The sequence below is a fragment of the Streptomyces sp. NBC_00683 genome, from assembly GCF_036226745.1.
Classification (GTDB): domain Bacteria; phylum Actinomycetota; class Actinomycetes; order Streptomycetales; family Streptomycetaceae; genus Streptomyces.
Map to the genome: position 1 here is coordinate 284,845 of NZ_CP109013.1, position 25,352 is coordinate 310,196.

A 25,352-nucleotide genomic window follows, 5' to 3' on the forward strand; every position below is an offset into this window, starting at 1 on the left:
TTCCCTGGAAGCGGTCGGTGTCCGTGCTGCGGTGACACGCGGTGGGGACTCGAATGAGTGAGGGTCGGCGCCCCGGCCCTGTCCACGGTGTTCCCTGGTCGCACACGAGCACCGTAAACCCGCACGACCAGGAGGCCCCCGTGATCGACCCGGCCCAGCTGACCGACCCCGCCGTCCGCGCCTTCGTCTCCGCCGTCAACGCCGGGGACCGGGACGCCTTCGAGGCGCTCCTCGCCCCCGGCGCGACCATGTCCGACGACGGCTCGGACCGCAATCTCACCGAATGGGCGGACAAAGAGATCTTCTCTTCCGGCGGCCACATGTCGGTCGCCTCCGAGTCCGACGGCGGTCGCGGCCTGATCGTCGACTATCGGAACAACACCTGGGGCGAGATGCGCACCGCCTGGAGGTTCGATGTGACGACCGACGGTCGCATCAGCCGGTTCGAAACGGGCCAAGCCTGAGATGCCCTGACAAAGGCGTTGGACGCGGCAGCGGGTGGTGAGGAAGCGGCAAGGCCGAGGAGGCTTTCACTCACGGGGCGTCATCCCTCGCCCTGCATGACCGAATCGGGTCGACGCGAAGTCGCCCGGCGTCCGGGCTGTCAGGCCGTGCTCATCACTTCCTCCCGAGTTCCTGCGAGCCGGAACCGGCCGAAGTGCGGGCGAACCAGGTGCGCGTCTCGTCCGTGGTCAGGACGCGGGTCAGCACGGCCGTGCCCGGGAGATGCGGGAAGAAACGGTCAGCGTTCCAACTGCGCTCGTACATGGGCTCGTCGAGCACGAGCAGGCGGCGTCCCTCCACCACGGGGATGTCGTCGGGCAGCCCTTCGTTCCAGATTCGCGCGCCGTCCGGGGCGAGGAGTTCGAAGGTCCCGGTCGAAACGGTCTCGCTGCGTCCCCGGGCCGGCTCGGGGTCCGTGGCCAGGCGAACGCTCTCCACCGAAGGCTTGTTGCCGGGCACGTGGCCGCCGCCCACGAGGACATGGGCCAGGAGCGTGTGCAGCTGGAAGTTGTCCCCGATGCCGCCGATGCGCACCTCGAACCCCCTCCCGGTCGGCCCGTGCAGCACGAGCAGGGGTTCGTCGTCCAGAACAGCCAGCGCGTAGGACAGACACTTGAGGTCGTGCCGCTCCAGGGCCTCCACGTCGCGGCAGACTGGGAGTATCGCGGATGCGAACCGATGACGCACTTCAGCGCTGCGGCACAGCACGGCCAGCGCGGGAGGCTGCCACTCCTCGGCCGAGCACCAGGCCAGCGCCAGCCGCGTGGCCTCGTACGCGTCGCCGCCCAGGCGGGCCAGCAGCGCGTCGTCGATGATCTTCTCGTCCGGCTCCGGCAGTTCGTCCTCGGCCCCGCCGGCGGTCCAGCGGCGGGCAAACTCCAGGGCGTCGAGCAAGTCCTTGTGAACGGCGCTGAGGATCGGCTCCGCGCACGCCGCCGGATCGGCCCCGCGCTCGACGCAGAATCCGGCAGCCATCGCCAGCGTCGGCCGCGGTCCTGTGGGCGGGAACGAAGGGATCAGCGCCGCCAATCGAGGCCCGGCCTGTATCAGTTCAGCATCCGACGCCGACTGCGCACCGCTCATCACGGCAGTAAAAGCATGGCCGGTGCGGTCGCCATCGCGAGCGGCAACCGCATCTTCCAGCTCGGACACGACGGCGGCGAGACGCGCGCCCTTCTGCTTCCTCTTGAAGATCACCGGCACACCCTAATATCGAAAGCGGCTGATGAGAACGGTGGAGCACTCGGGACTGGTCCAGAATGCTCGGATGGTCACGCTTGAGACTCCCCGCCTGCTCCTACGCCGCTGGCGTGCGGAAGATGTTGCTCCCCTGGCCGCCATCAACGCTGACGCCGAAGTCATGCGGTGGATCGGTGACGGCAGCGTCCGTGACGAACATCGGACCCGCAGCGGGATCGAAGCAATGGAGCGAGGGTGGGAGGAACAGGGCTTCGGCCTGTTCGCCGTGGAGATCCGATCCACCCACGAGCTGACCGGGTTCACCGGCCTATCAGTTCCCGACTTCCTCCCGGAGGTGCTGCCGGCAGTCGAGGTCGGCTGGCGATTGGGGCGGGCCCACTGGGGACAGGGACTGGCCACCGAGGCCGCTGCGGCAGTGGTTCGCTTCGGGTTCGAGGACTGTGCACTGAAGCGGATCATCAGCATCGCTCAGGTGGGCAACGACGCGTCCGAGCGAGTCATGGCCAAACTGGGGATGCATCCGTTCCATGAGACCGTCGATCCAAGTTGCAACAGACGAGTACGCGTCTTCGAGCTGACGTCGGATAGATTCCGCGAACAGGGTGCCGGCAACATTTCCACCGGCTCGAGCCGCCCGGAACGGCTCCAGGGGCGGGGCTGACCACAGGAGGAGCCGGTTGCGGGCACCAGTGCCCTCGCGGCCCTGTCCAAGGCGGTCTCCGGTGAGATCGCCGGCGGGGTCGACTGCGCGGCGCTCTTCGACACGGTGGTGCTGCGTTCACCGGTCCTGCCGTCCGCGCCGGCGCTGGCGGCGACCACTCCTGGTGGCCGGACCGGTCGGCACCCGGTGAGGAGCCCCTGACCGGCGGGCCGAGGAGACGTGGCCGACAGGGCGTGCTCCCCGTACGTGTGCGGTGGGCTTTGGGGCACACCCTGTCGGCTCTTGTCGTTTCAGATGAGGGCGGCGTGGATGCTCACGAGAGCTTCCTCGAGCGTGTCTGCAGTGTTCTCGTGGCCGGAGAATCCGTCGTCCTCGACGGGGTCGATGCTCCAGCCCCAGCCGCTTTCGGTATGGCCGTCGATCGTCGCCGCGTGTTCGCCCTTGGTGATGGTGATCGACAGGTTCCCGGCAGGGAAGGTCTCGATGTCGATGCTGGCGACGTCGCCGAGGGCGTGCCGGATGGCGTCGCGGGCTTCTTGCTCGGTGATCACGGGCTGCTCCTGAATGGTGAGGACGGCTGTGCGGCCGTCGGGTCGGGGTCGGGGGAATGTGCGCGGGTGGTGCCTGCGCGGCTTGTTGCCTCGGTGCAGGGGCCACCCGCGCGAGCGGCGGCATCCTGAGATCATGCAGGTGATCAGGGATCACATCGCGGAGAGACGCGCAGAGTCCATCCATCCGGGAAATCGCCGAACGTGTCCTCCTCTCCACCAGCGGGTCGGTCGCCGACCGGGCTTGGGCAGTTAGGAGAAACTGGGCTGATCAACCGCAGCCCTGGCATTCACGCCCATGACCTGAGCCGAAGGTCCCACTGCCTGTTGTGGTGAGAATGGACGCCATGGACCATCTGCTGCACCTGGACCGCACACTCGATGAACTGGACCGGCCCTGCTGGACGCCCCCTGCCGCTGACGCGACCCACTTGATGCGCAAAGTGCATGCGTTGCGGCAGGTGCGCCTGGGCGAATTCGGTCCGGCAGACCTGCGCATCCTCATTTCCCAGCAGGTGGCGCTGCCCTACGTCCTTCCACTCGCAGTGCGCTTGCTGCTCGAAGAGCCGCTGCTTGACGCCTCTTTCTACGGGGGCGATCTGCTGCTCGCTGCCGTCAGGGCCCCTGCCGCAGCCTGGGCCCTGCTGCCAGACCTGAACACGAGGCTGCGCACCGTGATTACTACGTTGCCGGAGACAGCGGTCGCTGACCTGCCCCGCGGCGGAGCCGAGGAGCTTGCCCGCTTCGTCGCGCGAGCCGAATCCCTTCGCTGATCCGCAAGGGCTGAGCCGGAACCTGGGCCGTCGTGCGACGCCGCACCGAACCTCCAGTGCAGCCCCTTGGGCGTAGTTGCTGCTGTTTGCCGTTGTTGATGTCAGATGTGGATGTCAGGCCGGCCGAGGCACTATGTTCACTGCGCGGTAGGTGTAGCCGTCTTGCTTGTAGCCAGGGGCTTCCCACTGGAGGTCTACACGTTGTCCCGGCGACAGCGTATGGAAGCCCCTCGTCTGGATGGCGGAGTAGTGGCCCCAACAACCGCCGGGCGTCTCGGGAGAGTCGAGGACTCCCCACCCTTCCTCGTCGTGCCACTCACGGACAGTCGCAGTCACCATGCGGCGACTATACGAGTGCCGGCTGCGCCGACGTATCGGGGACCTCAGCTTGGAGAGCCAAGAGCGTCCAGGGCTCGCTCTGGGCCTGACCTGCGGCGGAGCTCGCAGACGCCTGGCGGGGGGGGGCGATGTTCAAGTACGGAATCGGCAGCGACAACTACGACCCCTTCCGCCCGGTCAAGCCGGGTGGTGGCGGAGGCGGTGGGCAGCTGCCCTCCCCGGGTGTCTCCTGGCCGATCCTCCAGAGCGGTTCCAAGGGTGCGGACGTGCGGTCCGCCCAGCAGTTGCTGACCGCGCGGGGCTACACGGTCGAGTCCGACGGCATCTTCGGCGCGAAGACCCGTTCCGCGGTGATCAGGTTCCAGAAGTCCCGGTCCCTGGCCGCTGATGGCGTCATCGGCCCGAACACGTGGTCCAAGCTGATCAGTACGGTGCAGTACGGCAAGTCCGGCCGCGCGGTGAAGGCAGCCCAGACGCAGCTGAACGTCTATGGCTACGGCCTCACGGTCGACGGCGGGTTCGGCTCGAAGACGAAGTCGGCAGCGATCGCCTTCCAGAAGAACCACCGCTTGCAGGTAGACGGCGTCATCGGCCCGGAGACCTGGCGCGCCCTGCTCGGCACCCGCTGACGCAAGAGCTCCCGGCGGCCGACGGATGGCTCCTTCCCCCTGCGCCTGCAGCGGGAAGGAGTCGTCCGTCCCGGCGTGAACAGTCGGGTTTGCTGCTGTGCGCCGGGCTCAGCGCCACCGCGTCCACCGGGACGACGTTCCGGTGGACGCGGTGTCAGCTGGTGGAGGGGTCAGAGCTGGATGGGCATCGTCCAGCAGTTGGAGTTGGCCGCCTTCCCGGAGAGACGGTCGGTCAGCCAGGAGATCGCGTCGCCCTGGTCGGTGATCAGCGGTACCAGGTGATTGGTGAGGATCTTGTCGCCGAGGTTCGGCAGGACGATGGCGTCGTAGGTGACGTTGGCGCCCTTGTTGCACCAGTCGAGGGCGAGCTGCCGGACCTGGGAGTGGGGAACGATGTCGTCCTGGATGCCGGTGGCCAGACGTACCGGTCCGGACGGCTTGAGCCTGCCGATGCGCTGCTTGTCCAGGGCGGCCTTCGCGCGGGGTTCGGCCGCGATGATGTCCCCCATGGACTTGCCACTGGTGGTCCACTTGCTGCTCTTGGTGAAGCCGTAGCCGAACAGCGCGTCGCCGACGCACATGGTCGACGCGTCCGCCAGGGCGGCCTTGCCGGTGGCGCTGATGTTCGCGTCGACGACCGCGCGCAGGTCGGGGTCGGCCTGGGCGAAGCCGCTGATCGACCAGGCCAGCGCACCGGCGAGCGCACTGCCGTCGATCCCCTTCATGACCGAGGTGAGATCCGCCGGGGGTGCGCCGGAGTAGGTTCCGGCGAGCGGGACGTCGGGCGCGTAGGAGGGCTGGAGTTCCGCGGCGGCGGCGCTGGCACCGCCGCCCTGGCTGTAGCCGTACAGGCCGGTCCTGGATGACGGGGTGATCGATGCGCCGGGTACGGCACGGGCTGCGCGGGCTGCGTCGAGCAGGGCATGGGCCTGGTCGAGGCGGTTCACGTAGGTGTGCAGGCGGTCGGTGGCGCCGAGGCCGACGTAGTCCGTGACGACGACTGCCGCCCCGGTGGAAAGGAGACGGTAGATCGCCAGGGCCTCGTAGCCCACGGACACGGTGTCGCCGTTGAGGGTGAGCGGGTTCTGCAGGGCGAAGGACGGGGCGCACTGGTCGCCCTGGCCCATGGTGCCCGAGGCCACCGCGACCAGGGGGCGCGGGCCGGTTCCCTTCCAGGCCGCCGAGGGCTCGATGTACGCGCCGGTCACGGCGACGGGCAGCCCGGCCGAGTCGGTGGACTTGTACATGAGACGGGTCGCGGTGCCCGGCATGGCGCGGCCGTCCAGGCCGGGGATGCTCAGCCCGAGCGGCATGGCCTCGGTACGGATCAACGCACCGTTGGCGGAGGGCAGTTCGGACGGCGGGGTGTAGAAGGCGGGGATGGTGACCCCGCGGGAGACGACGGGTTCCGGTGCGGCGGCGGAGGCCGGTACCGCCGACAGGCCGGCGCAGACGGTGCCTGCGGCGACAACGCCGGCCAGGAGGCGCAGTCCGGCCCTGTCGCCACGGCCGGTCGCCGGGGTGGGGGTGGCGGGGGTGAGGGTGGAACGGGAACGGGTTCTCTTGCGGCTCATGATGTGCTCCTCGTCCGTCGGTCAGATGATCGTGTCGATGTCGTGCGCGGTGATCGCGTCCATGGCCCGTTCGGCCACGGCGGCGATGGTCATGGAGGGGTTGCAGGCGCCGGTCGTACCGGGGATCAGGGCGCCGTCGAGGACGTAGAGACCGCGCTGTCCCAGAACGCGGCCTTCCAGGTCGCAGACTGTGCCCATCGGGGCGCCGCCCAGCGGGTGCCAGGTGCTGTTGACCAGGGCGTTCGTGTCCGTGAGGACGCCGAGCCCCTTGGATACCCTGGTCACGCGCCGATGGATGTTGCGGTGGCTGGCGGCGTCGCCGCCCAAGGGCCAGTGCAGTGACACGGAGTCGGTGGAAGCGTTGTAGCGGAACCGGCCGCGGTCGGCGCTCACCCCGAAGCCGACCAGCATGGTCGTCCGTGCGTCGATGCCGAGCGGCGGCAGCGACGCCTGGATGATCGTGTTCGCCGTCCCGGGGTCGTCCCACTCCTTGCTGCCGTAGACGACCGGACCTCCCTGCTCTGCCCCGAAGTCCTCCTGGAGGTTCGTCCAGGCGTAGATGCGGTCGCCGTTGGTTCCCCACCCTTCGCCAAGACCGTCGGGCAGATCGGGGATGGCGCCGGTGGCACCGGCGTGGACGAGGAGTTTGCTGGTGTTGAGGCTGCCGGCCGCCATGACGAGGGCGCGCGTGGAGAGGATCTTCTGCTCCAGCACGGTTCCCGCGTCATCGGTACGGTCGACATGCACTTCCCACCGGCCGTCCGCCGCCCGCGCCACGGAGGTGACGTTGTGGTGGGTTTCGACGGTCACCTTCCCGGTCGCCTCGGCCTGTCGGAGGTAGGTCACGTCGACGGAGTTCTTGCCGCCGTTGTTCACGCCGAGCGCGCAGTCCCCGTTCGTGTAGGACGGCTGCATCTCGCCGCGCAGCTCGGCCAGGGCGTAGTCCCAGTCGATCGGCATGGGGATCTTCTCCAGGCCGTACCCGGCCCGGCGGACCCGCTCGGCGAAGACACGCGCCGCGTAGTAGTGGGGCGAGCCGACCAGTGCGTCGGGCGCGGTCTCCGCGCGGAGCATGCCCGCGACCCGCGGGTAGTGGATCTCGTTCATGCGCCGGAAGTCGAGCTCCTGGGGCAGCCAGGTGTTGAAGACGGCCTCGGAAGGCTGCAACGTCATTCCCTGGTAGACGAGGGAGCCGCCGCCGACCCCGGCAGCGCAGACGCCAAGGATGTTCTGCCCGAGTACCGGCTCCAGGAGACCCACGTAGGGCGCGAAGTCCAGTGGTGCGCCGATCAGTTGAGCGAGCGGCCGGACGGCCGCCGGGAGAGTTCCGTACCAGAGCGCCCGCTTGTCGAGGCCGGACACCCGAGGGAAGGTCTCCGCGTTCGGCCCCGTGGGCCATCGCCGGCCGCGCTCCAGCACGGTCACCGGCACGCCGGCCTGAGCCAGCCGCAGCGCGGTCACGCCGCCACCGAAGCCCGAGCCGATGATGACCGCCCGGTGCTCCTCCCTGGCGAGTCTCACCCGGGTCGGCGCGGCCGCTGCGGGGGTTGGTGTCAGGAAGCTCGCGGCTGCGAGTCCGGCAGCACCGGTGAGCAGGGCGCGCCTGCTGGCAGAGGGCATGAGCGGCTCCTTGCGTGTGGGGGGCAGGTTGGTGCCATCGGAACGATGTGGCCGACCGAGCTGCCGGGACGGGCCGATCCTTAGCGGTCGACGACGCCTGGACGCTCCAATGCGGCCTGTGCATGACAAATCCAGGTAGGAACAGCACTGTTACTCGCTGGTCACTTACGGCAGCGTAGGTCTGGGTGTCACTCAGTGACAAGACGTCTGCGTGCGTCACTTTCGAAGGGCTCGCTATGCTGCGGTGCTGGGACGAAAGCCGGGGGTGCGAGGGTGCACGAAGCGCCATCAGCGGTACGTGAGCAGACGATTCGGGCAGATGTCAGGCCGTCGCTCGCCGAACGACGCAAGGCCGCTCTCCGCGTCGAGATCGCCGCCGAGGCCGTCCGCCTGTTCGCCTCACACGGCGTCACTCGTACGACGGGCGAACAGATCGCCCGGGCCGTGGGAATCTCCTCCCGCACCCTGTGGCGCCACTTCCCCACCAAGGAGAGTTGCGTACTGCCGCTCCTCTCCGCAGGGCTCGAGTTCGCCATCGAACAACTGCGTCAGTGGCCGGCGGACATGGGCCTGCTGGACTTCGTCACGCGCTCCCTGCGCAGCGGCGAACTGCCCGACGTGGCCCCCGTCATCCTCGACCTGATCCGCATGACGTCCACCGACCCGGCCCTGCGCGCCGTCTGGCTACAGGCCCACGACGACGCCCTGCCCGTCCTCGGCCAGCTCCTCGCCGACCGGTCCGGTGTCAGCGCCGACGACCTCCGGATCCGAGTGCACGCGGCAACCTTCAACGGCGCGCTCCGAGCCGCTTCGGAGGACTTCGCCCGCCAGTACGCGGAGGAGCCCGGGGCATCCGGCAGCGAAATCGCCACATGCCTCCTCGCCGCCCTGCGCGCAGCGTCGGAGGGCCTCCCCTACTGACGGCCTGCACCTGCGTCCGCTCGACACGGTCTGCAATGACTGGCGGTCAGGGCAGCCCGATCGGGGCGGTCCTCAGCGGGTGACCATGCAGCTCGCCGCAGCCCTCTTCGTCCCACCACAACCCACCTTGCGTGGTGAGGTATGGGTGCAGTCCACGCACATCTCCACCTTCATGAAGCGCTTGCGCGACCGCGTGGAGAAGGCTCGCCAGATCGGGCCAGGAATCGGTGAAATCGCCACCACCACTGTGGCCTGCCCAGCCGAGACGCCCCGTGTCAGGGCCAGGACGCTGGTCGATGACCTGTGCCGCGCCATCCGCACTCTCAGCCCAGGGAACCCAGAGCGGGTGCCACCAAGGATCGACTTCCCAGGCACGGGGGGTCAGGCCGTCATTCTCCGCAGCGACGTCCATGCAGGTCTGCCAATGGTCCACGATGCCGCTCACTGCGAGCGGGGACTGCTCCGGCAGGATGGTCGTCCACGCACTCACGCCGTTGTGGCATTGCAGAGACTCGGCGAGATCACTGGGCAGTCGGGCAACCGAGGATCCGTTCCGCATGTCGAATCTCGTCCGGTGTCGCCGGTGGATTGAGGAGCGCGAAATCGGAGGCCACGTGCGTCACAAGCCAGGCGTCGATCAGGCGCCAGGACTCCGACAGGGACAAGATCTGCGGTGCCATGGAGCCATCCTGCCCCAGACGTCCGACAACGCGGATCGAGGCCCCTCCTGCCGCTCGGTACGTGCGTTGATGGGCTGGGCACCTGGACCTGTCGGTTTCGGACCGCCACCGCCTGCGGCGAACGAGCGGCTCGGGAATTGCCACCCGCGGGTATGCCGCGAAGGGCAGCGACTGCCTGCTGCCCCGCTCATGCAATCCTTCACCGGCGGAGAATTCCTGACCTCAGCAAACCCCCTGATCAGGGTGTTCGTGGTGCGGGTTGCGGCGTGGAGGGCTTGTTCGGACTTGCCCTTGGGGCGGCGGACCGGCACGTGGATACCGAAGCCTGCATGAACTGCACGTTGCTCACTCGGCGCGCTGTCCGACACGGAGGACGCTCAGGTAACGGCGTGATGCTCGGTCGCCCATCCGCGTGCGGATGCGCTCGGCGATCGCGTCGAGCAAGGGCTCACGGACGTCGCGGTCGAGCCTCCGGTACAGCGACAACGAGCGAAGGTGATCGGCGAAGCCGTCCCCGTCGAACCACTGAACGGTCGGGTACCAGCGCACGACCGTTGGGCCGAACAATCCGCCGGGACCTTCTACCAGGCCCCAGCCCTCGTCGGTGGTGCGCACGTCGTCCTCCAGGGGAGGATGACTCCAGCCGGGGTCCCCGGGGCAGAACCGCTCGTGGATGTCGGCGGTCTCGGCGTACACCTCCGGCTCCCCCGGTCGGCGGACAACGACGTTGCCGAGTAGCGCCACCCAGCCTGCGGGACGGAGCACGTCGTGCGCTTGCTGCCAGCCGATCGACGGGTCGACCCAGTGCCACGATGACGCAGCCACGAGAACATCGAAGCGTCGACCGCGGTCGTCCCACTCCTCAAACATCGACGTCTCGACTCCGACGTTGCGGAAGGAGGCGATCCGCTGGCGGGCGAGTGCGGCCATGTCGGCGCCCGGCTCGACGGCGGTCACTGAGCATCCGAGCGCTGCCAGCGAGCGCGTCGCCTGGCCAGTACCGCAGCCCACCTCCAGCACCGACGACCGTCCGTCCATACCGGTGATGGCGCCAAGGTCCGCGAACAACTCGTCGGGGTATCCCGGCCGGACTCGATCGTAGAGCTCCGGCACCTCGTTGAACACTCGGCCGAGGTCGTGTCGGTTCGGGCGCATCTTCGGATCACCAGTCACGAACGCACAAGCTATGAGGCTCGTCGACGGGGACGCCACTGGATTATCGGCAGCTCCTCGACAGCAGCCGTACCGGTCTTTTCGGTCGTTCGAGCCGGGCGGGAGGGCGACACGCCCAACAGCCGCATCTGATGCCTCAGTCATCCGAGGGCGCCCTGGGCACGGAGGTCCGCAGCCGGGATGATGAGCGAGCTGGACACGGCGATCGCCCATGGGGAGTGACAGCGGATGAGAGCGTGTGTGGTGGGGGCCGGCCCCGGAGGAATCGTCACCGCCAAGGTGCTTCTGGAGAACGGCTTCGACGTCACCGTCTTCGACAAGTACCAGCAGGTGGGCGGAATCTGGTCATCGGGGGGCTGCTACGACGGGCTGGCCAACCAGTCCGCGCTCCGCCTCTTCGAGTTCGCGGACCTGCCCAACCGCCTGCACTTCGCCAGTGCGGTGGACACGCAACGCTACCTGGAGAACTACGCCTCGACCTTCGGTGTACTGGACTGCGTCCGGCCCGGGACCGAGGTGATCTCCATCCGGCCGGTGGAGGGGCCCGGGCGCGTGGGTGCTTCCGGCTGGTCGGTCGACTCCCGGTCCGCCGAGGACGACACGGCGGAGCCTCATCGCGAGACATTCGACTATGTCGTTGTCGCCAGTGGAGCTCATCACCATCCCCAACTGCCCGAGCTGCCCGGGCGTGAGCTGTTCGGTGGGACCGTGCTGCACTCCAACGAGGTACGGGCCGGGACATTCGCCGGCAGGCGCGTGGTCGTCGTGGGCGGCGGCAAGTCCGCATTGGACCTGGTCACCCGCGCAGCACCCGAGGCGGCCTCGGCCACGATCGTGCAGCGCAAGGTGAACTGGATGATCCCCGAGCGGCTTCTTCTCGGTCTGGTCGGCTACAAGTGGATCCTGTTCACCCGGCTCGGTGAGGCGCTCCTGCCCCGCTACCACGACCCGGCCTGCGTCCCGGCGATCGACCGCATCGACGAGCGGGTCAAGCGGGCTCTGTGGTGGCTGATCACCCGCGACATGCTGCTTTCCAACGGGCAGTACCGGCTGCCGAGACAGCTGCGGCCCACTCACGCGCTCCCCTTCCATCTGGCCCACGCGGGAGTGATGCCACGCGGCTACGTACGGGCCGTTCGGCGCGGCCTGATCGCCTCCAAGGTCAGCGCCGTCGAGGCGTATACGGACAAGGGGCTCCGCCTGGCGACCGGCCAGGAAGTGGCCGCGGATGTCATCGTGTTCGCGACGGGGCACCACAAAGCATTCCCGTTCCTGGACCCGAGCGTGCGTGTGCACGATGCCGACGGGCGGCTGCGGCTCTACCGAGGAATCGTGCCACCCAGTGTCGACCGGCTGGGGTTCGTCGGCTTCCGGCAGGTCTTCAACAACATCATGGGCGTGGAACTCACCGCGCACTGGCTGACCAGTTATTTCCGGGAGACGTTGCGCACCACCCCGGGCGAGCACGAGATGCGGGAGGACACCGAGGCTCGCCTGGCCTGGCAGGAGCAGGTACTGCCGGGCTCCGGGGGCTACGATTTCGGCCCCTACGACATCCACTGTGCGGATGAACTCCTGCACGACATGGAGTTGCCATCGCGCCGCGCCGGCAACCTGCTGGCCGAATACCTGCTTCCCGGCGGAGTGGCGCACCGGTACGCGGGCCTGAACGGCTCGAGCCCGGCGAAGTAGACCGACGTTGCCAGCCCCTTCGGAACGGTCTGGGCAGGGAAAGCGCAAGGCCTTGACTGCCCGCAGCAGCTCCGACGACGACCCCGTCACATCCCCGATCGGCTAACGTCCGGGCCCGTCCACGTTCCACTTCCGAGGCAGATCCTCCTCGCAGAAGACGCAGACGAAGTCCTCCTCCCGCACGATGTTGAGTTGGCCACAGGCGAGACAGCGCCGGAAGACCACCTCGTGGGTGAACCCGGGCGGGTGCCCGATTCCGGCTGAGTCCAGAGCATCCGCGACGGCCGGCCACGAGCTGGTGTCCGGGCAGTATCCGGTCGACTGGTTACTGACCTCGGCGACCACCCATCGTCCGGACTCGTCGCCGACACTCATCTCCCCTGCACCAAGAACCGTTCCCCCACCGGCACACACCACGTGCTCGCTCCGACGCGGGGCGACTCGCAGTACACCTGTGGCATCGACGACGAAGGTGAAGGGTTCGGCCAGTTCCTCGCGTGTCAGTGCCGAAGCCCAGTCGTCGAAGTCCGATGCCGAGCGAATGCACCGGCCCTCGCCCCCTGGCCGGACCAGAGCCCTCAGCGCAGCGGGCCCCACGTACCGATACTTCCGCCCCCGCACGTTCATGCCGGCCAACTTAACCTCGCGTGAGGCCAGGGCCAGGAGAATTACGTGAGATCAGCGACTGGGAATTTCGCGAGGGCCCACACGAGTACATGCTGGTGTCCCCGTACTCCGCGAAGAGCCTCACGACAGTGGCCAGTGATTGGTCCGACTGCGTGTAGGAGACGAGCGTGCCGTCGTTCCGGAGCGCAAGCTCGGCAGGAGGCCCGGGTCGAACCACGGCGCCGGGCCGGGCGGTTGGTGCTGGGCCTGCTGCCGGGCCTCCTGCGGTCTGGGTGGCCTGCACCCCACGAGCGGCCGAGCCCAATCCGGGCTAAGGCCATGAGACGGCAGCGCATTTTGCGGAACCTTTGCCTTGAGGTAGCCGTTGGTCCGGTGAACGCGCGAGCAGATTCGCGACCGATGACTCAGGGAATACCGAGGTGACGTCCATGGCCATGTGGGACCGGCTCAAGGACCAGGCCAAGACTCTCCAGCAGGCCCAGGGCAGCCGCGGGGCAGCCCACGGACCGAGCCGCGGGGCAGGGTCCGGCGGTGGTCCACGCGCCCAGTTGGTGAGTGCGCTGAAGACGCAGCTCGGCTCCCTCAAGACCGAGCTGAAGAGTGGCGCGTACCGGGACGCGAGCATGGCCATGTGTGCACTCGTCGCAGCTGCGGACGGACGTGTGGACCCGGCCGAGCGACAGCACCTCGAGTCGATGATCCTCAGCAACGAGGTGCTGCAGAACTTCCCTCCGGAGCAGCTGCGCCAGCGCTTCAACAAGCATGTGGACCAGCTGACCCACAACTTCCAGCAGGGCAAGGCCGAGGCGATGCAGGACATCGCCAAGACCGCGAAGAAGCCGACCGAAGCGAGGGCGGTGATCCAGACCGGCATCGTTGTCGCCGGGGCTGACGGAGATTTCTCCCATGCCGAGCACATGATCATCCGGGAGGCCTGCACAGCGCTGGGACTGTCTCCCGCCGAGTTCCAGCTCTGAGGTACTCCTCGCGACCGCCGGCTTGGTTCTGGCACCGGGTGTATCGGTGAGTTGAGCGTCGGACGGCTCGGTCAGCACGGTTGTGGCGGGCGTGCCGGGGCACACCGGAGCGGACCCGGGCATCACCTCGGTCCCCGCCCTGCTCAGGCCTTGCTCGCGGCGCGAGCGGGTGCATTGCGCCCGGACCACCCGCCGCCAGGTGGTGGGCGCAAGCACTGCGAGGCCATAGCCGGCGGGTGGCCGATCGAGACGTCAGAGGATGAAGACGCTCCCGGCAGTTTCGGAGTGGTAGGTCTTGCCCGGATAGACCAGCTCCTCCACCAACCCCGTGCACTTGGGCCCGGAGTGCACCTCGGCGATGGCATCGGTGTGGTTGGTCACCGACGACGGGTACCAGGAGATCGAGTAGCAGCCTGACGGGTCCTTGTACTCGCCACCATTGATGATCAGCACACCTTCGGCCGCGTATGCGGAACTCGGGACCGTGAGGGCCAGTGCTGCTGCGGTCGCGAGCGCTCCCAGGGTTGTAGCCATGCGTCGCTTCATGCGCGTCATTCCTTTCGATGCCACGAGCCGCCTCTGCAACGACCCACTGTCATCACGCAAAGTATCGACAATCCAACGACTGGTGAATATCGCAACGCCTCCCAGATGCCGACAAGTCGCGTACAAGCCAGACGTGGTGAACGGTCGCTGCCGAGTCCCGCTGAACGGGCCGCCATCGTCGGGCGCGGGAGCCGTCCGCGTCGAGACGAGGGCACCTCACAGCCAGCGCGCAAGTCCAGGGACAAGAACCCCCTGACGGCTGTGGCAGCATCGGCGGGTACGGAGCCGGGCCACGCCTGCCGGGCATCGCATCGTCGTTCCCGGCGCCGGCCGTGCCGGCTCACGATCGGGAGGGCTCCGCGTCACGTGCCGTTGGCGCTGTCACCCGGATCAGCCCCCGGAGCGGACCCTACGAGAGCGTCGCTGTGCGAGGCTGACCTGGCGTCAACCCGTCTCCCAGGCTTCCTTTGGAATCGACCATCTCCGGACAGGGCGAGATCTCACATGGTGCATGTGCTGAGCAGCAGGACCCTCCTTCGGCCCACCGATCCCGAGCGATCACGGGACTTCTACGGCACGAAGCTGGGCCTGGAGGTGTACAGGGAGTTCGGCACCGGCCCCGAGCGCGGCACCGTCTACTTTCTCGGCGGTGGCTTCCTCGAGGTCTCGGGCCGCTGCGACACCCCACCGTCCCCAGGGCTGGAACTGTGGCTACAGGTCGGAAACGCGCAGGAGACTTACGAGCAGCTCGTCCGGCAGGGTGTCGAGATGCTACGGCCTCCCGAAAGAGAGCCCTGGGGACTGATCGAGATGTGGGCCGCCGATCCGGACGGCGTAAAAATCTTCATCGTCGAAGTGCCCAAGGACCACCCGATGCGCTATCGGCCGGGCACCTAGGCACGAAGCTTTCGGGCCTCACGCTGGCGTGTGGTGAAGGGCGACAACGTCTGGTGAGCGCTCAGTTGGTGGCGAGACTCGCCCTTTCCACGGCAGCCCGCTTGCGGCTCTGCGCGGTCGCCTGGCATCCGCTTCTGTCCAGTCGGTCCTGACCGTGCACCCCACACCTCCAGCTGAGGCTGGAAGGAGCTCACCGCTCGACGGAAGAGAAACTCAAAAGGGTTCAGATTTGAACAATTATTGATCGATCGCTCTCTGCGGGGTGCGAATGCACCCGAGTTGCGAAATGCGGCACGGGAGCCAAAAGTGGTTATGACCTGCATGCGCCCGTTGAGCTGTGATTCCTCCGGTGACCTCGGGCCGACATACGCACATCCGAGGTAGAAGAGCACGTCCCGAGAGCATCTGGAGCCGTCATGGCCAAAACCTCCCGGCGACAAATCTCCCGCATCGTCGGCGCGTCCTGCTTGGCTGTCACCTTTGTCCTGCCGGGTGTTTTCGCATCCGCGGCAGCGCCTGACGGCGTAGCCGGTGCCACAACCGCAACCTCGACCCAACCCCCGACGCCGAACCCGCAGGCGCCGGAGACGCCCCCGCCCGGGGACACACAGCAGCCGGCTACTCCCCCGTCTGCCGACACTCCACCATCTGCTGACACGTCGGCGTCTCCCGATACGTCAGCGCCGTCGGACTCGCCGTCCCCGGACACGTCGCCGCAACCGAAAGAGCCCGGGGAGCTCGAGGCGGAGGTGGAGGCACGGATAGCCCAAGCGCCGAAGGAGGTGAAGCAGGAGGTGAAGGAGGTCCTGACCAAAATGATGGCCCTCATCGATGATCCGAAAGCGACGCCGGAGGATCGGGCCACTTACATGAATATCACGGGAGGGCTTACCTCAACGCTGAAAGCGATCCAGGATCCGGATGTCACGCCGGAGGACCGAGCCGCGTACATAGGGATCGTGAAGGCGATGAATGGCGCGGTGATCGCAACCCTGGACCCGCCGCCGCCACAGTCGCATGCGCCGCAGGGGCCCAAGTGGACCTTGAAGGACGTGGGGGAGAACAGTGCAGGGCTGAGAGAATTCCACTCCCCGGAATCGGCGCCGGAGGATCCGAAGGATCGAAAGAAGATTCAGAAGAAGATCGAGGAAACCTTTAAGGCATTTCAGACTTCCCAAGATCCGAATGCCTCACCAGAAGAGAAGAAGGACGCACTCAGGAAGGTGAAGCAGCAGATCGAGGCTCTCAAGAGTTCCGAGTATCTGGAATTGATGAAGGAGATCAAGCGCTACAAGCCGTCGGCAGCATGTGCCGAGACCGTCGAGAACCGAACGCGTCAGGTCGGTTGGTCAGACGGATCCCTCTGGGGCCTGTCGGGTTCATCGTGCGCTGCGACGGTGGCTGCGGGTGCCAGTCAGGAAGAAACAGAGTGGCATGCACTGTTCGCCTGCGTGCAACGAAACCCGTTCTCTTCGTGTGTGGACCACGTACCCGGTGATTGACAGAGCGACGCCTGAAGCCGACTGCCACTGATCCGGCTTCGAGGGGAACGGTCTTCGGCGTCAAGTTCGCCGTCGGACAGGAATCCCTCATGCGGTCGACCGTGGACTCAACGCTGCGATGGCGGCAGCCCACGAACTCCCTTCAGCTTCGCACCCGAGAAGCGCGCGCCGGTCACGTCCGCGCCGGTGAGGTCCGCACCGGTCAGGTCGGCCTTGCTCAGGTTCGCGCGAGTCAGGTTCGCGCCGGTCAGGTCAGCCTCCCTCAGGTCCGCTCCTGTCAGGTCAGCCCCCTTCAGCGTCGCGAAGGTCAGGTGCCCGCCAACCAGTTCCGCACCGTTCAGGCTCGCCCCGGTAAGGATTGCGCTGGTGAGGAAGGCTCCGTTCAGCTTCACGCCTGTGAGGCGCGCGTCAGCCATTTCGGCGCTGTTCAACCACGCCTCGTTCAGATTTGCGTTGGTCAGGTCCGCGCCGGTCAGGGAAGCGCCCGATAAACGCGCATCGGTCAGAATTGAGGTGCGGAGGATGGCGTTGGTCAGGTCCGCGACGTCAAGGTTGGCTCCATTCAGATTTGCGCCGGTCAGGTCCGACTCCCGAAAATCCATCGAAGCGAATTTACTGCCACCCTGCCCGGACCTCAGCCCCCTCAGATCGGTACGACTCACGTCGAGCCCGAATACTTCGGCGGCACCGAGCGGCCGTTTGGCCAAGACGTTCATCACCGCTTCGATATCCGTTGGGGGAACCTCTGGCGAAGTGGTCTGCCGTATTTTGGCATCGGCCCCTGAAATGGGGGCGTGCTGCCGTACGTACGCCGTCAGGACCGAGACGACCGTGGGGTGGTCGCGGACGGAGTCCTGCATGATGCGTTCCAGACCGTAGATTCCCCCCAGGCGCACATCCACGGAATCGGATCCCAGGTTGGTGACGGCCGCGTTGAACCGGTTGGTGATCTGTCCCTGCTCACTGATGCGCAGTTCCTTGCTGGCCTGCCCAACCTGCATCCAGGTGAACAGCAGCGCGGCCAGTGCAGCCAGTCCCGGCAAGCTGACCACCACCAAGCCGAACCAGTCCATGGGGCTGCGAGCCTTGGGACTGCTTTCTCGGAATTTGCGCCTTGCTTGCCGACGGCGTCGCTGCGCGGCACGCCGGTGTGCAATCCGGCGGAGCTTTCCGACGCCAAGATCTTTCGTCACCCTCCCCATGGCACGCCATGGAGTCGAAGCAGCTATGAAGCCACACCGCCGCGGCACACGAACGGGCGCGCACAAGCCGGAACGTGCGGACGGAACCGCGAAGCAGTGCGGAACCACCGGCCCGGTCCGTCACGGGAGCGGGATGCTCTTGTCGTGGCCCGCTCCCAGTCCTGGAGTCGAGCACCACTGAACGGCGAGACACGAATGCACCGGCAGTCGAAGGCGAAAGTGGCGCGTGCCTCCGCCATCCGTCTCGAGCGTTTCCGGGCTCACGCCGTCCCTCAGTCGCGCCTGCGGGCCGTGACCACCAGGTACTCCCACTCCATGCCGCCTTCGCCCGCCCTCTCGGCGAGGCCGTCGAGAGCAGCGTCCAGCGCGGCGACACGGCCGGAGTCGTCGGCGACGTTCCGATAGGTGGCAATGGTCGGGCCGTAATTGGCCTTGAAGTACTCGCGGAAGTCCGCCGGCTTCCCGAAACGGCCGATCCGTACAGTCCGCCGGTGCGCCTCGACGTCGGTCACCCGGTCGCCGAGAAGGCCACGGACGTGTTCCTCCCGGCCCCACAGCGGCGGGGGCTGCGCACCGGGCGGAGGCGCGGGGGCGAACGGCTTCATGGTGGCGAACATCTGTCCGATGAATCCCTCCGGAGTCCAGTTGAGCAGGCCGATCGTCCCGCCCGGGCGGCAGACACGGATCAGCTCATCGGCGCTGACCTGGTGATGCGGGGCGAACATGATCCCGACGCACGACATGACGGTGTCGAACTCTCCGTCGGTGAACGGGAGAGCTTCCGCGTCGGCCTCACGCCACTCCACCTCCGCGCCCCGCTCGGCAGCGAGCTTGCGCCCGGCATCGAGGAGCTCGGGCGTGAGGTCGCAGGCCACGACGCCCGCCCCTGCCAGGGCTGCGGGAATCGCGGCGTTGCCCGACCCGGCCGCGATGTCCAGGACGCGCTGACCGCTGCGGATACCGCATGCCTGGACCAGATCGGGTCCGAGGTCCGGGATGAGCTGGGTGGCCACGGCCGTGTAGTCGCCCAGTGCCCACATCTTGCGGTGTTTCGTCTTGAGTGCGCGATCGGCCTCGACTGCGTCGATTGCTTCGGTCATGACAGCTCGCCTCCGGATTCCGTGGCCCTGCCGGGATCGTCACCACCCCCGTAGAAACAAGGCTAGGAAGGTTCGGGTGCCTGTTCCAGTACGGGATCTGTACCGGAGCCCGCTCAGCCGGTGTCCGTATCTTCGTCCCTGGCCGGTGGCCGAGCCCTCACCAGGGTCCTAGCCTGTATCCATGGGGTCTTCGTACTACCAGTTCTGCCCGGTCGCAAAAGCGATGGAGTTGCTCGACGAACGTTGGACGCTCCTCATCGTGCGCGAACTGGTGACGGGGACCGAGCACTTCAACGAGCTGCGGCGGGGTGTGCCGCGGATGTCGCCCACGCTGCTGTCCAAGCGGCTGCAGCAGCTCGTGCGCGCCGGAATCGCGGAAAGACGGTCCGAGGGCCATCAGGTGCGCTACGTCCTGACCCCGGCGGGTCACGAGCTCCGGCCGGTGGTCGAGGCCCTCAGTGTCTGGGGCATCCGGTGGATCGGCGAGCTCGGCGACGCGGATCTCGACCCCAAGCTGCTGATGTGGGACATGCACCGGCGTATCGACCACGATGTCGTCCCGGCCGGGCGCACCGTGGTCCGGTTCGTGTTCTCGGACGTGGCCGCGAACGCCTGCCACTGGTGGCTGGTGATCACCGCTGCCGAAGCCGACGTCTGCGATGTGGATCCGGGCTTCGATGTGACGGTCACTGTCTCCGCGAGCCTGCGTCACATGGTCGAGATCTGGCGCGGCGATCTGGAATGGACCGCTGCTCTGCGCTCCGGGGCTGTGGCAGTACAGGGCCCGGAGACGCTGCGACGAGCGGTTCCTGACTGGTTCACCCTGCCGCCCTTCGCCTCCGTGCCGCGGCCTGCTTACGGGCTGCCCCAGGGGTGACGTCGGGCCGTGCACCGCTCGGTCGGCGGTGCGTTGTTGACGTCCAACTCTCCGGGTGCTGAGCCGAGATGCCGCAGAACGCTCGGTGCTACAAAGCAGCACAGCAGCACGAGCCTGCTCGTCCAACGGGTCGCTCGGTCTAACCTCACCCGTATGACGACCGACTGGACTGCGGAGGCACGACGCACTGCCCGGGGGCGGCGCTTGGACGAGCTCAGCTCTCCCCCGTCAGGGCAGAGTGCCTGCCCGGCGGCGCCGCTGTCCGAAGCGGAGATCTGCGAAGCGGAAGCGGAGCTGGGTATCGGCTTCCCGGATCAGTACCGCGCGTACTTGCTCCGGCAGAACGCCGGCGGCACGGTGAACCGCCTGGGCCGATCCGCGGCAGGCTGGGGCTGGCACGGGGACTCGCACACCAACTACGACCTGCTGACCACCGCCTTCCCACATCCCGACTCCTACCGTGCTTACGAGGACGAGCTGGACGCGCGCGAGCCGCTGACGGAGAACTTCCCGGACCACAACGCCTACCGGGCGGCATGGGAGCAGTGGGATGCCGAATACGAGGTGTTCGAGGAACGCAAGACGTCCGGCGCTGTATTCATCCAGGACAACGGCTGCGGCTTCTCGACCCTGCTCGTGGTCTCCGGTCCGCTCCGCGGCTCACTGTGGTTCGACGGCAGGGCCACCTGCGATCAGATCCTGCCTCTGAACCTGGGCGGTCAGCCCGTGTCGTTCACGGACTGGCTGGCCCGAAGGTCCATGGATCTGGTCGGGTGGTGAACGCTGCGGGCAGGCACCCGGCGAGAACTGCGTCGGCAGCCGGACAGAGGCAGGACCCGGTTGTCAGCGGCCGTTGGGATACTCGGTGGACACGGCACACCCAGGAGGACCTAGCCCCATGACCGACCAGCAGCAGGCACCGACCGCCGCCGAACTCCACGAGGTGATGCGCGAACTGCACACAGTGCAGGGACTGGTGCAAGACACCTATTCGCGGCTGTGGTCCGCTCCGGAGACGCAGGATGTCGCCTACCAGTTGGAGGACGCGGCGGGAGACATCCGTCGGGCATGGGAGGCGCTGGAGAGGATTTCAGGCAGCTTCGTCCGCGTCTACGTCATCCCTGGAACCGAAAGCCTGTGCGGAGTTCCCTGGGGTGTCTGCCCCGACCACGGGAACACCCTCCGTGTGAGCGGCGACCGTTCCTGGTGCACGGTCGCGGGCTGCTCACTGAAGTGGGGTCATGACAAGCTCGGCGCCACGTGCTTCGAGCCTGTGAGCCACGAGGTCACGGGCGTGAGCAACAAGCCGTTTCTGGCCTGTCAGGCACACGCGATGGACGCGGAGAAGCGGTTCCAGGGCAGCGCCGTCGCAATAGGTTCCGTCTGACTGCGACCTGAGGGATCGGCCACCCAGGCCTTCCAGGGCGTGCTGTCCACAATGGATCTCCAGTGCGTGATCTCCACGCGTTCTCGATGAGACAGAGGTGGTCATGGACGACCGTCGACCAAGACTCGTACTCCTCTGTGGTCTTCCCGGCGCCGGGAAGACCACAGAGGCCAGGCGGCTGGAGCGCGAGCTGTCCGCCGTGCGCCTGTGCCCGGACGAGTGGCTCACCGAACTCGGTCTCGACCTCTTCGACAGTGAGGCTCGGGACCGCATCGAACGGCGCCTGTGGCAGCACGCCCAGGATTTGCTGGCCTCCGGAGTCGTTGTGATCTTGGAGAATGGGTTCTGGGAACGTCCGGAACGCGATGAGAAGCGGCTCCGCGCCCGTGCGCTCGGGGCCGAGGTCGAACTGCGTTACCTCGACGTGCCGATAGCGGAACTGGAGCGGCGCATCGCTCTCCGGAACCAGGAACCCGGCTCGGTCGTGCTGACCACCGAGCTGCTCAGTGAGTGCCTGGCTCAGTTCGAAGCCCCGACTCCGGCCGAGCTCGAACTGTTCGATCCGCCCCTGAAGCGGCTCTCCTTTCCCGAGAATTCGTAATGACACCACGGCTGCAAGCTCAGTAGCTCCGGAGCAGCAGTTCAGTGAGTTCAGGAGTACAAGAGGTGTCGCGCGCGCCGGGTGCGGAACGCGGCGAGGTCGTCCTGCCACAGGGAAACGATGTCGTCGACAGGCGCGCCCGCTTCCACCGCGAGCCGCACCTCGCGGTTACCGCTGAGTTTGTCGAGCCAGTAGGCACTGCCGCCGTCCTGGCTGCGCCAGCCGTACTGCGGGAAGAGACGGCGCTGCTCCAGGATCATCACCAGCGCGGTTCGGATCGGGTCGAACCGGTCCACGTCAGTGATCTGGAGTTCCACGCCGCCGCAGGTCTTGCCGGCCTGCTTGGAGAAGGTGGGGTTGAAGTACGCCTCCCGGAAGCGGGCCCCCGGCAGGTCGAGCGCGTTGAGGGCCTCCTGCCAGCGGTGGTCGATGCCGGGCGCCCCGACCATCTGGAACGGCATGGTGGTGCCGCGCCCCTCGGACAGGGCGGTGGCCTCGAAGTAGCAGGTCCCCACGTACGCCTCGGCCGTGGCGACCGTCGGCATGTTCGGTGACGGTGGCACCCACGGCAGGCCGGTCTCGGAGTACCGCATCCGGCGCTTCCAGCCCGACATCCGCTCCACGTGCAGGTCGGCGCGTTTGCCGCCGGTCGCCTCGGGGACGAACGTGTCGTTGAAGAGACCGGCCAGTTCGCCGACGGTCATGCCGTACTGCTGCGCGATGGGTTTCAGCCCCACGAAGGTGGAGTTCTCCGGGTGCAGGACCGGGCCGTGCGCGTCCTTCGCGGACAGGACGTTCGGGCGGTCGAGTACCACGAAGCGCAGACCCAGTTCGGCCGCCGCCTCCAGGGCCAGGTACATCGTCCAGATGTAGGTGTAGAAGCGGGCCCCGATCTCCTGGATGTCGAACACCACGGTGTCCAGATTCAGTTCGGAGAAGTGCCCCGCCATGGTGGTGGAGCTGTTGTAGGCGTTGTAGACGGGCAGCCCGGTCTTGGCGTCGGTGTAGAAGTCCTCGCCCTCTCCGGCCTGCGAGATGCCGCGGAAGCCGTGCTCGGGGCCGAACACGGCGACCATGTCCACCTTCCCGTCGCCGGACATCGCGTCGACGATGTGGCCGAGGTCGGGGGTGACGCCGGTCGGGTTGGAGATGACGCCCACCCGCTGTCCGGCCAGCGAGGCGTAGCCGCTCGCGCGCAGCCGCTCGAAGCCGGTGCGCACACGGGCGTGTCTGCCCGTCTCGGCCGTGCCGTCGGGGGTGCCGGCCGAGGCCCGGGTGGCGAGGGCGGGGGTGGCGGCGAGCGCCGCCGACGCCGTCAGGAGGTCTCTGCGTCTCACGGTGGTGGGTCTCCCTCGTAGGGCCAGGTAGGGGAATCGGACGGGCGCAGCGCTCGTCCGTCAGTTCGTGTACGTCAGGCCGTGGCCGAACGGGAACAGCGCGGTCCCCGGGGCGTCGGCCCGCGGGATGCTCACCGGGAGGCTGCCGCGGGGCGAGACCTCGCCGAAGAGGACGCGGGCGGCGGACTCCAGCGCGATCGCGTTGTTGGAGTACGCGGCCAGGTGGACGCCTGCCTGCGGGTAGGAGGCGATGTCGTAGGGGACTCCGACCGAGATCGTGACGACCGGCGTGCCGGTGGCGGTCAGGGCTTGGACAAGGGTGGCCTGGCCGGGGTTGGTGCGGGCCGAGTTGGTGAGCACGACCACGGTGTCCTGGCCGGCGGCGGCGGTGACGGCTGTGGCGATGTCCGCCGTCGTCGGGTTGGCGGCCGTCGCGAGGGCGGTCCCGGTCCCGCCCTGCGCGGTGACCGCACCGGCGAGGGTCTGGGTGACGGTCGCGGTCGAACCGGTGACCAGGACCCGGTTGCCGTCCGCGGTCAGCGGCAGCAGGCCTCCGTCGTTCTTGATCAGGGTCGTGGTGCGGTCGGTGATCGTCCGCGCTTCCTTGAGGTGGCGCGCGTTGCCGACCACGCTGTCGACCGCGGCCCGGTCGGTGTACGGGTCGTCGGCGATTCCCTGTTTCTGCTTGAGGGTGAGGATCCGGCGCACGGAGGTGTCGATGCGGTCCTCCGTCAGCTCCCCGGAGGCGACTGCGGCGAGCACCGACCGGTAGGCCAGGTCGAGGTTCGGGGGCATGAGGAGCATGTCGACGCCCGCTTGGAGGGCACGGACGGGAACCTCGGCGTCGGGGTATGTCTTCCGCACCCCGGCCATCGCCAGCGAGTCGGTGACGACCACGCCGTCGTAGCCCATTTCCTCGCGCAACAGGCCTGTCATGATCGGCTTCGACAGGGTGGCGGGGGTGCCGGACGGATCGAGCGAGGGGAACTGGAGGTGTGCGGTCATGATCGAGCCGACGCCGGCGTCGATGGCCGCGCGGAACGGCGGCGCGTCCAGCCGCTCCCACTCCTCCTCGGTGTGGGTGATCACCGGCAGGTCGGTGTGACTGTCGACGTCGGTGTCGCCGTGTCCGGGGAAGTGCTTGGCCGTGGCGACGGTACCGGCCTTCTGGTAGCCCCGTACCTGGGCGGCCGTCAAGTCGGCGGCGAGCTGGGGGTCGCTGCTGAAGGACCGTACGCCGATGACGGGGTTCATCGGGTTGACGTTCACGTCCGCGACGGGGGCGTAGTCCTGGTTGATGCCGACGGCGCGCAGCTCCGTACCGCTGATCCGCCCCGCCTTGTAGGCGTCCTTCGGCCTTCCGGAGGCCCCGAGCGCCATGCTGCCCGGGAACTGGGTGGCGGGCGGGCCGAACCGGACGACCCGGCCGTGCTCCTGGTCGGTGGAGATCAGTAGCGGCACCTGGGCGCCGCTCCCCAGCGCGGCCCGCTGGAGTCCGTCGGACAGGTCGGCGACCTGGCCCGGGTTCTGGAAACTGTCGGTCCAGGCGAAGTAGATGACCCCGCCGAGGTGGTACTTCTTCACCGCCTGCAGGCCGTTGTCCACCCCCAGCCACGTACGGTTGCGGGCCACGTCGTCGGCGTCGGTGTCCTCGGCAGTCTCGCCGTAGGCGTAGGTGACGAAGAGTTGGCCGACCTTCTCCTCCAGCGTCATGGCGTCCAGGCGGCCCTCGACCCAGCGGCCCTTGTCCCCGCCGTCCCGGCCGCCCCGGCTGTCCTGGGCGGATCCCGGACCGGCCGCGGCGCCCTGCGGCAGGCCCAGGAGCAACCCGATGGCGGCGGTCGCTGCCACCATCGATCTGCGCAGGGCACCACATCCCCGGACGCTCATCCGGCACTCCTTCGATCGACGCACCCGGCAGGCGGGCAGAGTAGGGCGCACCCAGTGGATGGCCAGTACACCTCAAGGGTCAAGAGGGAAGGGGA

General features: G+C 67.7%; 26 protein-coding genes and 1 pseudogene. 13 read left to right on the forward strand and 14 right to left on the reverse strand.

Annotation, left to right across the window (positions count from 1 at the left end):
- The first annotated feature begins 140 nt into the window (after positions 1–140).
- Positions 141–464 carry a nuclear transport factor 2 family protein gene (locus OG257_RS01420; protein ID WP_329204170.1) on the forward strand — a complete coding sequence of 108 codons (324 nt, stop codon included), beginning with the start codon at positions 141–143 and terminating at the stop codon, positions 462–464.
- Positions 465–618: 154 nt separating this feature from the next.
- Here OG257_RS01420 and OG257_RS01425 read toward each other — a convergent pair whose 3' ends face one another.
- A complete protein-coding gene (locus OG257_RS01425) occupies positions 619–1,707 on the reverse strand; it encodes a hypothetical protein (RefSeq protein ID WP_329204171.1) in 1,089 nt (362 codons plus the stop codon).
- 64 nt (positions 1,708–1,771) lie between these two features.
- Between OG257_RS01425 and OG257_RS01430 the strand changes: the two genes are divergently transcribed.
- Positions 1,772–2,365 (forward strand): GNAT family N-acetyltransferase, encoded by a 594-nt coding sequence (locus OG257_RS01430; RefSeq protein WP_329204172.1) that lies wholly within the window; start codon positions 1,772–1,774, stop codon positions 2,363–2,365.
- 290 nt (positions 2,366–2,655) lie between these two features.
- Here the strand turns inward: OG257_RS01430 and OG257_RS01435 are convergent, their stop codons facing one another.
- Complete coding sequence (locus tag OG257_RS01435) at positions 2,656–2,916, reverse strand: hypothetical protein (protein WP_329204173.1); 261 nt, start codon at positions 2,914–2,916, stop codon at positions 2,656–2,658.
- Positions 2,917–3,260: 344 nt separating this feature from the next.
- Between OG257_RS01435 and OG257_RS01440 the strand changes: the two genes are divergently transcribed.
- The gene (locus OG257_RS01440) at positions 3,261–3,686 is read left to right on the forward strand and encodes a contact-dependent growth inhibition system immunity protein (protein ID WP_329204174.1); all 426 of its coding nucleotides are present in this window, start codon (positions 3,261–3,263) and stop codon (positions 3,684–3,686) included.
- Between the two features lie 114 nt (positions 3,687–3,800).
- Here OG257_RS01440 and OG257_RS01445 read toward each other — a convergent pair whose 3' ends face one another.
- The gene (locus tag OG257_RS01445; RefSeq protein ID WP_329204175.1) at positions 3,801–4,025 is read right to left on the reverse strand and encodes a cold-shock protein; all 225 of its coding nucleotides are present in this window, start codon (positions 4,023–4,025) and stop codon (positions 3,801–3,803) included.
- A 128-nt stretch (positions 4,026–4,153) separates the two neighbouring features.
- Between OG257_RS01445 and OG257_RS01450 the strand changes: the two genes are divergently transcribed.
- On the forward strand, positions 4,154–4,654 hold the full coding sequence (locus OG257_RS01450) for a peptidoglycan-binding domain-containing protein (RefSeq protein WP_329204176.1): 501 nt from the start codon (positions 4,154–4,156) through the stop codon (positions 4,652–4,654).
- A gap of 170 nt (positions 4,655–4,824) precedes the next feature.
- On the opposite strand, the gene OG257_RS01455 is transcribed toward OG257_RS01450, so the two are convergent.
- Complete coding sequence (locus OG257_RS01455; protein WP_329204177.1) at positions 4,825–6,228, reverse strand: lipase family protein; 1,404 nt, start codon at positions 6,226–6,228, stop codon at positions 4,825–4,827.
- Between the two features lie 21 nt (positions 6,229–6,249).
- A complete protein-coding gene (locus OG257_RS01460) occupies positions 6,250–7,848 on the reverse strand; it encodes a GMC oxidoreductase (RefSeq protein WP_329204178.1) in 1,599 nt (532 codons plus the stop codon).
- Positions 7,849–8,121: 273 nt separating this feature from the next.
- Here OG257_RS01460 and OG257_RS01465 point away from each other — a divergent pair, with 273 nt between their 5' ends.
- On the forward strand, positions 8,122–8,769 hold the full coding sequence (locus tag OG257_RS01465) for a TetR family transcriptional regulator (RefSeq protein WP_329204179.1): 648 nt from the start codon (positions 8,122–8,124) through the stop codon (positions 8,767–8,769).
- A gap of 46 nt (positions 8,770–8,815) precedes the next feature.
- Here the strand turns inward: OG257_RS01465 and OG257_RS01470 are convergent, their stop codons facing one another.
- The 3 genes from OG257_RS01470 to OG257_RS01480 form a co-directional block, all read right to left on the reverse strand.
- Positions 8,816–9,328 carry a hypothetical protein gene (locus OG257_RS01470; protein WP_329204180.1) on the reverse strand — a complete coding sequence of 171 codons (513 nt, stop codon included), beginning with the start codon at positions 9,326–9,328 and terminating at the stop codon, positions 8,816–8,818.
- Positions 9,291–9,449: a hypothetical protein gene (locus OG257_RS01475; protein WP_329204181.1), complete on the reverse strand. Its 159-nt coding sequence runs from the start codon at positions 9,447–9,449 to the stop codon at positions 9,291–9,293. The genes OG257_RS01470 and OG257_RS01475 overlap by 38 nt, the downstream gene beginning before the upstream one ends.
- Before the next feature lie 345 nt (positions 9,450–9,794).
- On the reverse strand, positions 9,795–10,622 hold the full coding sequence (locus OG257_RS01480; protein WP_329204182.1) for a class I SAM-dependent methyltransferase: 828 nt from the start codon (positions 10,620–10,622) through the stop codon (positions 9,795–9,797).
- 228 nt (positions 10,623–10,850) lie between these two features.
- On the opposite strand from OG257_RS01480, the gene OG257_RS01485 reads away from it, so the two are divergent.
- A complete protein-coding gene (locus OG257_RS01485) occupies positions 10,851–12,314 on the forward strand; it encodes a flavin-containing monooxygenase (RefSeq protein WP_329204183.1) in 1,464 nt (487 codons plus the stop codon).
- Positions 12,315–12,416: 102 nt separating this feature from the next.
- Here OG257_RS01485 and OG257_RS01490 read toward each other — a convergent pair whose 3' ends face one another.
- Positions 12,417–12,941 (reverse strand): hypothetical protein, encoded by a 525-nt coding sequence (locus OG257_RS01490; protein WP_329204184.1) that lies wholly within the window; start codon positions 12,939–12,941, stop codon positions 12,417–12,419.
- Positions 12,942–13,369: 428 nt separating this feature from the next.
- On the opposite strand from OG257_RS01490, the gene OG257_RS01495 reads away from it, so the two are divergent.
- Positions 13,370–13,918, forward strand: coding sequence for a tellurite resistance TerB family protein (locus tag OG257_RS01495; RefSeq protein WP_329204185.1), 549 nt, complete (start codon positions 13,370–13,372; stop codon positions 13,916–13,918).
- A 252-nt stretch (positions 13,919–14,170) separates the two neighbouring features.
- On the opposite strand, the gene OG257_RS01500 is transcribed toward OG257_RS01495, so the two are convergent.
- Positions 14,171–14,464 carry a hypothetical protein gene (locus OG257_RS01500; RefSeq protein WP_329204186.1) on the reverse strand — a complete coding sequence of 98 codons (294 nt, stop codon included), beginning with the start codon at positions 14,462–14,464 and terminating at the stop codon, positions 14,171–14,173.
- A gap of 504 nt (positions 14,465–14,968) precedes the next feature.
- Here OG257_RS01500 and OG257_RS01505 point away from each other — a divergent pair.
- On the forward strand, positions 14,969–15,361 hold the full coding sequence (locus OG257_RS01505) for a VOC family protein (RefSeq protein WP_329204187.1): 393 nt from the start codon (positions 14,969–14,971) through the stop codon (positions 15,359–15,361).
- 782 nt (positions 15,362–16,143) lie between these two features.
- A complete protein-coding gene (locus OG257_RS01510) occupies positions 16,144–16,863 on the forward strand; it encodes a hypothetical protein (RefSeq protein WP_329204188.1) in 720 nt (239 codons plus the stop codon).
- A gap of 107 nt (positions 16,864–16,970) precedes the next feature.
- Here the strand turns inward: OG257_RS01510 and OG257_RS01515 are convergent, their stop codons facing one another.
- The gene (locus OG257_RS01515; protein ID WP_329204189.1) at positions 16,971–17,936 is read right to left on the reverse strand and encodes a pentapeptide repeat-containing protein; all 966 of its coding nucleotides are present in this window, start codon (positions 17,934–17,936) and stop codon (positions 16,971–16,973) included.
- A 401-nt stretch (positions 17,937–18,337) separates the two neighbouring features.
- On the reverse strand, positions 18,338–19,165 hold the full coding sequence (locus OG257_RS01520) for a class I SAM-dependent methyltransferase (RefSeq protein ID WP_329204190.1): 828 nt from the start codon (positions 19,163–19,165) through the stop codon (positions 18,338–18,340).
- Positions 19,166–19,346: 181 nt separating this feature from the next.
- On the opposite strand from OG257_RS01520, the gene OG257_RS01525 reads away from it, so the two are divergent.
- The 4 genes and pseudogenes from OG257_RS01525 to OG257_RS01540 all read left to right on the forward strand — a co-directional run.
- Positions 19,347–20,042, forward strand: coding sequence for a helix-turn-helix domain-containing protein (locus OG257_RS01525; RefSeq protein WP_329204191.1), 696 nt, complete (start codon positions 19,347–19,349; stop codon positions 20,040–20,042).
- A 153-nt stretch (positions 20,043–20,195) separates the two neighbouring features.
- Positions 20,196–20,822 carry an SMI1/KNR4 family protein gene (locus OG257_RS01530; RefSeq protein ID WP_329204192.1) on the forward strand — a complete coding sequence of 209 codons (627 nt, stop codon included), beginning with the start codon at positions 20,196–20,198 and terminating at the stop codon, positions 20,820–20,822.
- Between the two features lie 118 nt (positions 20,823–20,940).
- Positions 20,941–21,429, forward strand: coding sequence for a hypothetical protein (locus tag OG257_RS01535; RefSeq protein ID WP_329204193.1), 489 nt, complete (start codon positions 20,941–20,943; stop codon positions 21,427–21,429).
- Between the two features lie 91 nt (positions 21,430–21,520).
- A pseudogene (locus OG257_RS01540) lies at positions 21,521–22,030 on the forward strand (AAA family ATPase); the annotation flags it as partial.
- A gap of 50 nt (positions 22,031–22,080) precedes the next feature.
- Here the strand turns inward: OG257_RS01540 and OG257_RS01545 are convergent.
- Both OG257_RS01545 and OG257_RS01550 read right to left on the reverse strand, forming a co-directional pair.
- Positions 22,081–23,367, reverse strand: coding sequence for an exo-beta-N-acetylmuramidase NamZ family protein (locus OG257_RS01545; RefSeq protein WP_329204194.1), 1,287 nt, complete (start codon positions 23,365–23,367; stop codon positions 22,081–22,083).
- Between the two features lie 60 nt (positions 23,368–23,427).
- The gene (locus OG257_RS01550) at positions 23,428–25,257 is read right to left on the reverse strand and encodes a glycoside hydrolase family 3 protein (RefSeq protein WP_329204195.1); all 1,830 of its coding nucleotides are present in this window, start codon (positions 25,255–25,257) and stop codon (positions 23,428–23,430) included.
- Positions 25,258–25,352 lie beyond the last annotated feature (95 nt).

Coding starts and splice junctions, on each gene's coding strand:
- OG257_RS01430 (WP_329204172.1), top strand. CDS start 1,772: ATGGTCACGCTTGAGACTCCCCGCCTGCTCCTACGCCGCTGGCGTGCG.
- OG257_RS01440 (WP_329204174.1), top strand. CDS start 3,261: ATGGACCATCTGCTGCACCTGGACCGCACACTCGATGAACTGGACCGG.
- OG257_RS01445 (WP_329204175.1), bottom strand. CDS start 4,025: ATGGTGACTGCGACTGTCCGTGAGTGGCACGACGAGGAAGGGTGGGGA.
- OG257_RS01450 (WP_329204176.1), top strand. CDS start 4,154: ATGTTCAAGTACGGAATCGGCAGCGACAACTACGACCCCTTCCGCCCG.
- OG257_RS01455 (WP_329204177.1), bottom strand. CDS start 6,228: ATGAGCCGCAAGAGAACCCGTTCCCGTTCCACCCTCACCCCCGCCACC.
- OG257_RS01460 (WP_329204178.1), bottom strand. CDS start 7,848: ATGCCCTCTGCCAGCAGGCGCGCCCTGCTCACCGGTGCTGCCGGACTC.
- OG257_RS01470 (WP_329204180.1), bottom strand. CDS start 9,328: ATGCGGAACGGATCCTCGGTTGCCCGACTGCCCAGTGATCTCGCCGAG.
- OG257_RS01475 (WP_329204181.1), bottom strand. CDS start 9,449: ATGGCACCGCAGATCTTGTCCCTGTCGGAGTCCTGGCGCCTGATCGAC.
- OG257_RS01485 (WP_329204183.1), top strand. CDS start 10,851: ATGAGAGCGTGTGTGGTGGGGGCCGGCCCCGGAGGAATCGTCACCGCC.
- OG257_RS01490 (WP_329204184.1), bottom strand. CDS start 12,941: ATGAACGTGCGGGGGCGGAAGTATCGGTACGTGGGGCCCGCTGCGCTG.
- OG257_RS01495 (WP_329204185.1), top strand. CDS start 13,370: ATGGCCATGTGGGACCGGCTCAAGGACCAGGCCAAGACTCTCCAGCAG.
- OG257_RS01500 (WP_329204186.1), bottom strand. CDS start 14,464: ATGAAGCGACGCATGGCTACAACCCTGGGAGCGCTCGCGACCGCAGCA.
- OG257_RS01505 (WP_329204187.1), top strand. CDS start 14,969: ATGGTGCATGTGCTGAGCAGCAGGACCCTCCTTCGGCCCACCGATCCC.
- OG257_RS01515 (WP_329204189.1), bottom strand. CDS start 17,936: ATGGACTGGTTCGGCTTGGTGGTGGTCAGCTTGCCGGGACTGGCTGCA.
- OG257_RS01520 (WP_329204190.1), bottom strand. CDS start 19,165: ATGACCGAAGCAATCGACGCAGTCGAGGCCGATCGCGCACTCAAGACG.
- OG257_RS01525 (WP_329204191.1), top strand. CDS start 19,347: ATGGGGTCTTCGTACTACCAGTTCTGCCCGGTCGCAAAAGCGATGGAG.
- OG257_RS01530 (WP_329204192.1), top strand. CDS start 20,196: ATGACGACCGACTGGACTGCGGAGGCACGACGCACTGCCCGGGGGCGG.
- OG257_RS01535 (WP_329204193.1), top strand. CDS start 20,941: ATGACCGACCAGCAGCAGGCACCGACCGCCGCCGAACTCCACGAGGTG.
- OG257_RS01550 (WP_329204195.1), bottom strand. CDS start 25,257: ATGAGCGTCCGGGGATGTGGTGCCCTGCGCAGATCGATGGTGGCAGCG.